Genomic DNA, 1,212 nt, shown 5'->3' on the forward strand with positions numbered 1-1,212 from the left:
CCGTGCTCGTCTGCCTCAACCGCGAGAATCCCAAGAACGAAGCGTTCATCAGGAACGGCAACTTCGCGCTGAACACGCTCGCCTCGGACCAGGAGGCCGTTTCGGTCGGCTTTTCCGGCATGACCGGCCTGCCGTCCGAAGAGCGTTTCGCGCTCGCCGAATGGGACGTGATCTCGACCGGCGCGCCGACGCTGAAAGGTGCGCTTGCCGTGTTCGATTGTCAGATCGTCGACGCCAAGGATCTCGCCACCCACCGTGTGCTTTTTGGCAAGGTGACAGGTCTGCGCATCGGCGATAATTTGCGGCCGCTGATCTATCACAACCGCGGTTACCACGTTCTGTGAAACGGGTGCGCGGCGTCCACGGAGACAAAATGACCGCGCCGCGGCCCGCGCCGAAGTCGATCGACGAGACGCTCGATCTCCTGACCGGCGCGGACTATGTCGCCGATCGCTCGCTGGCGACGGTGCTGTTCCTATCGCTGCGCATGAAGCGGCCGCTGTTCCTCGAGGGCGAGGCGGGCGTCGGCAAGACCGAGATCGCCAAGGTGCTGGCCGACGCGCTCGGCCGTAGGCTGATCCGCCTGCAATGCTATGAGGGGCTGGACGTCTCTTCAGCCGTCTACGAGTGGAACTATGCCGCCCAGATGATCGAGATCCGCATGGAGGAGGCGGCAGGCAAGGTCGTGCGCTCCGACATGGAGCGCAACGTCTTTTCCGAAAAATACCTGATCCGCCGCCCGGTGCTCGACGCGCTGACCGGCAAGGCGGGCGCGGCGCCGGTCTTCCTGATCGACGAGCTCGACCGCACCGACGAAGCCTTCGAGGCGTTCCTGCTCGAGATCCTGTCGGACTTCCAGGTGACCGTCCCGGAACTCGGCACGATCAAGGCCGATGAGCCGCCGATCGTCATCATCACAACCAACCGCACCCGCGAGATCCACGACGCGCTGAAGCGGCGCTGCCTCTATCACTGGGTCGACTATCCGAATGCCGAGCGCGAGCTGGAGATCGTGCGCCGCAAGGTGCCGCAGGCCAATCGCCGCCTGTCGGCCGAGGTGGTGTCTTTCATCCAGAAGCTGCGCCAGGTCGAGCTGTTCAAGGCGCCCGGCGTCGCCGAAACCATCGACTGGGCCGGCGCGCTCACCGAGCTCGACAAGGTGGCGCTCGATCCGGAAACGGTGTCCGACACGATCGGCGTGCTTTTGAAATA

At 64.3% G+C, this 1,212-nt stretch carries 2 protein-coding genes; both read left to right on the top strand.

The annotated features are described in order from the left end of the window. Positions 1-344: flavin reductase family protein (locus EOA29_RS37055; protein ID WP_145970073.1), on the top strand; the 344-nt coding region annotated here is incomplete at its 5' end. A 29-nt stretch (positions 345-373) separates the two neighbouring features. After that, positions 374-1,212 (top strand): MoxR family ATPase (locus EOA29_RS37060; RefSeq protein ID WP_145970074.1); only part of this gene is annotated, 839 nt, incomplete at its 3' end.

Source organism: Mesorhizobium sp. M1E.F.Ca.ET.063.01.1.1, from assembly GCF_003998155.1.
Taxonomy (GTDB): Bacteria; Pseudomonadota; Alphaproteobacteria; order Rhizobiales; family Rhizobiaceae; genus Mesorhizobium.